This is a genomic window from Hydrogenophaga atypica, assembly GCF_042665215.1.
GTDB classification, from domain to species: Bacteria; Pseudomonadota; Gammaproteobacteria; order Burkholderiales; family Burkholderiaceae_C; genus Hydrogenophaga; species Hydrogenophaga defluvii_A.
On record NZ_JBHTCA010000055.1, the window covers coordinates 1 to 6366 of the forward strand.

Genomic DNA, 6366 nt, shown 5'->3' on the forward strand with positions numbered 1-6366 from the left:
GGCGCAATGGCCTGGAAACGGACCGAAATGAGTGCCGAATCCACCGCGCGGACGCTTCGCAGAAGTTCGATTCCTCGGAATCAGTGGCCGAGGCCCCTTCACCACGCATTTTTTCAACGGCCTGCTAATGGCCGATTCGGCCAGGAGCTGCCGAACACAATCTTCGACTTGTGGACTGATGCTGAACGGAGTCATTCGGGGGCGGCGGTGATGAACGATGGCGAGGGTCACCAGCGGTCATTCAGTGTTCGACCAAGCGAGCGACCGCTACATCTTCAAGACCGGGTACTCGCCAATGGATGGCGCCAAGCCCTCGGTTAAGGACCGGTTTCGCATGGGGCGAAGTGGCACTCCGAGGTGATCGCACCCAAGGCAGTCAGGGCGGCTTGAATCGGTAAACAGAGCGGCAACGCGGTTCTGCGTCTTGCGTTAAGAGCGTGCTTGTTCAGTCATGGCACCAACCTCAAGGTGTTCTCCCAGTAGTCGCTTAGACACGAAATCATTTCTTGCTGATGGGAAAATGCCATATCGTCATTCCACCGGTCGCGCTCATAAATCAGGTCCATCTTGAGCGAATCCAACCGGCTCTTGTTGTTGTTCAAAAAGCGCTGGCGCTTTTCGTTGAATGGCAGGTTTCCATATTCCGAGTTCAGACTCCGCGAGACCAGGGCGAGGTTGCCGAAATAATCGAGCGCCTCGTCGACCCGGTTGTCATCCCGTTTGGTTGGAGTCTGCGGAGAGATGTGTTCGACCGAGCTTTTGGCCGTGAGCCTGAATTTCCTCCAGCGCTCCGTTTGGCGTTTCTTCTGAAACCACAAGACGAACTCGAGCTTGTAGAACCAGTAGTGGGCAAACTTCACGCCGCTGGGCTTGGCGATCTCTACCGCATGGATGGCATTGCTCCGCCGCCAAGGGTCTTCCATGAAGCTACGCGAGCGGACGACCAAAGACCCGCTCGCATCTGAGCCGAGCATGTGGTTGTCGAGATGCCGCAAGTAAGCGAAATACCGCGCAGCATCCGACTCGAGATTTCGGTGCATGAAATAAAGCAGCGGCGTAACCCAATACTGCGTGGTGATCTCTTGCGAGTGATACAGCATGCTCTGCAGCAACGAAAAGCCCTGATGACTGTCGGACTCCCGCGAGCGGCTCATGTAGCGCTTCCCGCTGCTGGGGCTGAGGCTGACGGCGCTGATCAGGTGAATCTCCTCTTCGCCCTGATCTACCCACTTGATTAGGTGCTCGTCGAAGATCACCCGCAGCCGCCAGAGTAAATCGATGAACGACCGGACGCTTTCCCTGCGATCCTCGGCAGGCTTGAAGAAATGCTCCTCGAACAGGGCAAGCAGTTCGCGGTCGAGGAGTCGCGGCAGGTCGGGCCGGCCATGCTCGAACAGCCAGATGCGCAAGACATGTTGCAGAAAGAGGGGAAACCCGAACATGCCACGCACCCAAGTCGGCTCTGTGGCCTCCGTCTCAGTCTCGCCTCCTCCGGCCTGTGCGTCGTCCGGTGCTTGCAGAATCTCCGCCAGAGTCAGTGCATGGTGGTGGTTCTGCTCCTGGATTCGCTTTGCCAGTATCGCGCGCACCGCCGAGGCAACGGTTAGCTGGCCGCTATCGTAACAGTCGGCTACTTCGCTGGCGAAACCCTTGAAATTGCCACTCAGGTTTCGCTCCACGAAGTTTTCCATGTCGGCGCAGGCGTCCCAGAGGACGGCATAGGAGCCACGCTCGTCCTCGTTGAGTGCATCCAGCATCCGGGCCTTGAGGATTTCATGGTGCTGTAGTTGCACACCCCGGTTGTTGATTACCTCGAACAGCTTGTTCAGGTCGGTTTCGGGGGGCACGGTGGTGATGACAAACTTCACTCGGCCAAAGACAAACTCCGTCAGCCCGCGGAGGTGCGCCTGAAGATTCGTAACGCCCGCCGGCAGCGGACGCTTTTCAAAGACAGACCGCATCAAATCCAGCGCGATACGCATCCGTTTGGTCGCTTCATCGTCCGGCACAGCTCGCCCCTGATCGCCAAACACCATCGTCTCAAGGAAGCTGTTCACTTCCGGGCGAATGGCGAAGCGCAGGCGTGGCTTGATCCGCTTGTCGCCCGTGGTGGTGGCAAGAAACGGCGTGAGCGCCTCGCGCCACGCGTGGCACAGCATCCACAGGGTTGTGAAGCGTTGCTGCCCGTCGATGAGATCGAAGTGCGGACCGTGAGCACCCGCCTGCTCCACAAGCAGGGTGCCGCCCAGAAAGAAAATCTCCTCGCCGCGTTCGTAGGCGTTCACAAGGTCGTTCAGGAGCGTGAGCACCTGATCCTCGCCCCAGACATACAGCCGCTGGTAGATCGGAATGTTGAAATGCCAGTCCGGGCGCTCCTTCACGATCGCCTCCAGACTGTAGAGCTCGGATTTGATCGTCATGCCAGAACACCCTCCAGTTTCGTGTCGATCCATGCGTGCTTGCCGTTCAGGGACGTGGCATCCCCGCGTCCGTAGTAAGTGAGGACCGCCTGCTTGTAGACCCCCTGCACACCCTTGCCGGCCTCGATGGTCTCGTCAGAGTAGGTCTTGGCGTGAGTGTGGTTCGCCTTCAGGTGGGCGACGACCTGCTCGGGCCGGTAGCCGCTGGCGATCACATCGAGCAGGTTCAGCGTGTCCTGTTTGAAGAAGTTCTGCGCTGCCTCGTAGCGGACCTGCTCCTTCTCGAGCCGGATCGCGCCCAGCGCATGATCTAGCCAGAGGGAGAACTCCCACAGCTTCTCGTCTTCGAACTGATCGGCGAACATCACCGCCGCCAGCAGAAAGATTTCTCGCAGGAAGAGCGAATTGGCCATCAGCAGCTTTTCGTAAACCTCGCGAAAGTGCAGAACCTCCACCGAGTCGGTGGGATCCACCACCAGACGGCGGAGCAGTGCCGCATACTTGTCGGCGTAGAGAAAGAAGCCGATGCCCTTGTGGATCGGCTGCCGGATCGCAAAGGGCAGGTCTTCCGCCCTGGGGCTGAGCGAGATCCGGTTGGTGTGGATTTCGCCGTGGCCGTCTCGCCCCAGGGTGAGTGCCGTTCCGAGCTGGTTGTGGCGTGAGCGGTAGAGCGGCATCGTCGCGGGATCACCCTTGTTTTCCCAGGTGTGTTTCTGAAACTCCTCCATCAACGCGTTGTGCCCGCCAAGGGTCACGCGTTGCCCCGTCCAATACCGGGCCCGCCAGAGAAACTTGACGAAGAGGCTTTGTGCAAATTCCTGGTCGTGCGACATGACTGGCGCCCCTCGCTGGATGCCTTCCCAGCGCTGGGCACAAAGTGTTTGCAAGGCTTCCTTTCGCTCGACCGAGGCCGCGTCCGCGTCCGCATCCGCGTCCGCGCCCACCGCCCGCAGGTGATAGGCCTTGAGCAGGTCCGTGGCGTGTAGCGGCAGGCCTCGGTTGTTCTGGGTGTCAAAGAAAGTGAAAGCCAGATCCACCCTATCCACCGAGATGACAGTGAAAACGATCTGGTCGAAAATCCCGGCGTCCGGTGTGCAACGGTGCTTGCGCAGGACCTCGACGGCGGTACGTATGCGTCTTGCGGATTTGGGCGAGTAGCTCAACGCGCATTTGGTGGGCAGGCTGTTATTGAGTTGCCAGTGCAGCAGACACAGGGCCGTGATCCGCTGCTGCCCGTCAATGAGGAAGCGCTTCTTCTTGTCAGCGTGGTGGTGGATCAACACCGTGCCCATGTAGTAGGGGGGCTTGAGATCGGCCTTTTGCTGATAGGCGCTCAGGTCGTCAGCCAACTGCCGCACCTTGTCCTCGTTCCAGACAAAGCCGCGCTGGTAGGTATCCACCGCCAGCGGGTCGGCCGACTCATTGAAGAGACTGGCAAAGCTCAAAACTTCAACACGGACTGGGATGGGCGGGTCCGCTGAAGTCATACCAGCCTCGTCTTTCCGGTAAGCAGCTCTTGCATCATGGCTTGCTTGAGGTTGCGGGTTTTTTATCACGTCGTGCTTCGAGTTCAGAAATCTCGGTATCCATACTGGACAGGACAGATGCAATAGCAGTTTGCTCTGTTACATCCTCCGGAAGTTTTATCAAAATTTGCGCAAGGTCTTTGGGTTTGATATGTGGCTGAGCACCACCACGGCTACTTGTTCGCCAACGCCCGCAGCACGCGGGTGAAACTGCTCGTGCCGTTGTCTTCGGTGCGCACCGGCTGACAAAGAAGGACGAGCCGGAGTCGCTTCGTGACCTTCTCGATGCGGTCATCCACTCAAATCAACACCAACTTCTTCCCACCTCTCAACAACAATCCCTCGACGTGAGTTAACAAATTTGAAGTTGCTCTTGTCCCGTAGAAAGTTGAGTACCCGATGCCGAATCGGCGGAACAAAGTTCGGATGCACCACGATTGGGTACAACATGGGCCATACAGCGTCCATCAAGCCCAGAGCATCATCGAGGCTTGGCAACCACTGGCCGGTGTCATTGATGATCATTTTGTCTTCCAGCATGGCGGCAAATGAATCATTGACGCGACGCCTGAATCGCCAACCTGCAGACGTACAAACGCCTTCAATGATGTACCCTCCGCCTTCACCCACGAGTTGCAAGACTATCTCCGTTCTAACATCTTGACTCATCGTCACACACTTCGTAAAAAACCTATCAAAAGTGCATATTGCCAGCACTGGGTAGAGAGCTAGACAAGAGCTCGTTCCGCCGCCAGCTCAAAAGCTCATCAGACGTGGTCGAGCTCGATGAGTTCGAGCGGGGAGCGCAGCGTCCGGCTCAACTTTTCAGAGCCAGTGAGGGTTTCTTGTTCTGACCAGCCGCAGATATTCGGATGGCTAAGTGGTATCCCGTCAAGATCTTCATTTCACAACTTCTACGCGGCCAAGCTTTAAAGTTCTCTAACTTGTGACTTTGGCATGGGACGGTGAGCACCGAACAGCGCCACCCGCCACTGGGAGCAGCAGCCACTGTTCGACGACGTTTTTCCCGGAGGCTTCCGCTATGGCATCGGCGTACGCATTCAACTGGCCCTGGTAGGTATCCACAAGGTCGCTCCACTTGTCCTCACCGATGGGCGAAGACTTGTGGTCTATCAGCACGAAGCCATGCTCTGTCTCCAGCAGCAGGTCGATACGCCCATTCATGATCTGCCCGTTTGGCAATCGCGTCTTGACCGGTACCTCCGTACGGGCCTTGTTGCCTGGCCATCTTGATTGAAGCCAAGCGTGAATGGCTTGGATCTGGGTGCTCAATGCGACCGCATCGATATGCGCGCGCACCTGGAACCCATCGAGTACACGGGACACGACAGTCTCGCTGAGCCAAGTGCCTTGTCCGGTAAAGCTCGCAGCCAGACAGGCGTGCACTGCGCTGCCCAGCACACCCCAATCCGCCCCGGGTTTGACGTGAAGCCGCTCCCCAAAACTAACCTTGTCGAGCACCTCGCCTTTGCTGGCGCCCACGCTGGATGGATTGAACAAAAGGGGAAGCTTCTCTGCCGTGGGTTGGGGACGCTGCCAATACAGAGCCGTGGCATCAGCCTGAGGTGGGGCGAGCTCTGACGGTGGGTCCACCATCAAGGTCTCGCTCGAAACGTCACTCCCACTGGGAAGCTGAGTCTGACCCGCCCCAGGGTCCCCGTCCAACAGCCATGGTGCATCCAGAGAATCCAGCCAGTGCTGTGATTTCGCCTTTTGTTTGAGCGCCAACACCAACATCTCACGCGGGCGTGTCATGCTGACGTAGAGCAGGCGCTGCGCCTCGGCCAGCGCTGCGGCTTGGTACCGCTGTGCGATGGCCGATGCGTCGATGGTGTCTTTGACCGCAATGCCGGACGCCTGTTTACCGAACGGCCACGGCCAGTAGCGGATGAAGCGGTCGTTCAGGGGGGCGGCAGCGTCGACACCCTGATTCGAGACAGTGGAAATGCCCCAAAGCCGGTTGCGCACTTCCTTGTCCAGATCGGTCAGTATCACGACAGGCCACTCCAGGCCTTTGGCAGCATGGTGGGTCAACACGCGCACGGCGTCTACACCCGGTTGCGCCAGAGCGTCCTCTCCATCCTCGGCCTGTCTGTCCAGCCACAGCAGCATGCCTGAGATGGTCGCTGCTTGACGGGTACCACGGCAGGCGTCTTCATACTGGGCAGCCATGTCAAGCAGGGCATCCAGGTTGGCCAGGCGTGTCCGGGCGACAGCCGCGTCCTGACGCCAGCGCAACACCACCTGGGGAAGCTCGCAAGAAGCAATCACACGCCTCAACGCTTCTTGCGGGGTCAACAGCGGATGCTCACCTCGTAGGAGAGCCAAGCCTGCCACCATCGGGTGGGCATGTTCACCGGTTTCTCGCCAAGAGCCGCGACTTTCACCCCGTTGGAGAT

General features: G+C 58.5%; 6 protein-coding genes. 1 reads left to right on the forward strand and 5 read right to left on the reverse strand.

What is annotated here, in order from left to right:
- Positions 1-449: 449 nt before the first annotated feature.
- The 4 genes from ACFQPB_RS23460 to ACFQPB_RS23475 are packed head-to-tail and all read right to left on the reverse strand — an operon-like array spanning position 450 to position 4585.
- Entirely contained in the window at positions 450-2420 is a 1971-nt protein-coding gene (locus ACFQPB_RS23460) for a DUF262 domain-containing protein (protein WP_382228725.1), read from the reverse strand.
- Positions 2417-3907, reverse strand: coding sequence for a DUF262 domain-containing protein (locus ACFQPB_RS23465; protein ID WP_382228728.1), 1491 nt, complete (start codon positions 3905-3907; stop codon positions 2417-2419). Before ACFQPB_RS23465 ends, ACFQPB_RS23460 begins: the two co-directional genes overlap by 4 nt.
- Before the next feature lie 34 nt (positions 3908-3941).
- Entirely contained in the window at positions 3942-4241 is a 300-nt protein-coding gene (locus ACFQPB_RS23470; protein ID WP_382228731.1) for a restriction endonuclease subunit S, read from the reverse strand.
- The gene (locus tag ACFQPB_RS23475; RefSeq protein WP_382228734.1) at positions 4238-4585 is read right to left on the reverse strand and encodes a hypothetical protein; all 348 of its coding nucleotides are present in this window, start codon (positions 4583-4585) and stop codon (positions 4238-4240) included. The genes ACFQPB_RS23470 and ACFQPB_RS23475 overlap by 4 nt, the downstream gene beginning before the upstream one ends.
- Positions 4586-4653: 68 nt before the next feature.
- On the opposite strand from ACFQPB_RS23475, the gene ACFQPB_RS23480 reads away from it, so the two are divergent.
- Positions 4654-4800, forward strand: coding sequence for an NrtR DNA-binding winged helix domain-containing protein (locus tag ACFQPB_RS23480; protein WP_382228736.1), 147 nt, complete (start codon positions 4654-4656; stop codon positions 4798-4800).
- An 85-nt stretch (positions 4801-4885) separates the two neighbouring features.
- Here the strand turns inward: ACFQPB_RS23480 and ACFQPB_RS23485 are convergent.
- Positions 4886-6366 (reverse strand): 3'-5' exonuclease (locus ACFQPB_RS23485; RefSeq protein WP_382228740.1); only part of this gene is annotated, 1481 nt, incomplete at its 5' end.

Bases quoted from the DNA above. Each gene is read 5' to 3' on its own strand.
- ACFQPB_RS23465 (WP_382228728.1), bottom strand. From the start codon at position 3,907: ATGACTTCAGCGGACCCGCCCATCCCAGTCCGTGTTGAAGTTTTGAGC.
- ACFQPB_RS23470 (WP_382228731.1), bottom strand. From the start codon at position 4,241: ATGACCGCATCGAGAAGGTCACGAAGCGACTCCGGCTCGTCCTTCTTT.
- ACFQPB_RS23460 (WP_382228725.1), bottom strand. From the start codon at position 2,420: ATGACGATCAAATCCGAGCTCTACAGTCTGGAGGCGATCGTGAAGGAG.